This is a genomic window from Enhygromyxa salina (assembly GCF_002994615.1).
Taxonomy (GTDB): domain Bacteria; phylum Myxococcota_A; class Polyangia; order Nannocystales; family Nannocystaceae; genus Plesiocystis; species Plesiocystis salina_A.
Map to the genome: position 1 here is coordinate 1 of NZ_PVNK01000172.1, position 525 is coordinate 525.

Sequence of the window (525 nt, forward strand, 5' to 3'; positions counted from 1 at the left end):
CCCCCGCGCGACCGCCGATCCCCCCGCCCGCGACCAGGCCCGGGAGCTCGAGCTCGAAGCCCTCCGCCGACCAGGCCCCCGCGCGGACCCGCACGAGCCCCGCGATGTCGTCCACCACCCCCAGGACCGCCGCGCCGCCCTGGCCGTGTGCGATCAGGCGATCCCCCGCGTCGATCGGGTCGGCCCCGAGGCTCGCGCTCAGCGGATCCGGCTCGCTCGCCACGACCTCGATCGACACCGTGTCCGAGCGCAGCTCGACGGACCCGGCCTGGTGAGACAGCGCGAGCTCGTGGGTGCCCACGACCATCGCCCCTCCGAGCGGAATCCGTAGCTGCCCATCCTCGATTGCCGCAGGCCCGGCGGCCCCGGGCAGCCACGCCCGCCCATCGATCTCGACCCGAGTGTCCGAGCGCACATCGGCGACATCGAGTGTAATGTCCCCGAGCGCGGCGGCACCAAGCTCCAGCTCCGCGACCAGCAGGCCCTCGAAGCTCGGTGGCTGCGGCGGCTCGCCCATGTCCGCCA

Annotated in this window: 1 protein-coding gene; it reads right to left on the bottom strand. The window is 74.7% G+C overall.

Annotated elements, in window-relative coordinates; genetic code table 11:
- Nucleotides 1-525: hypothetical protein (locus tag ENSA5_RS37930; RefSeq protein WP_181197969.1), on the bottom strand; the 525-nt coding region annotated here is incomplete at both ends.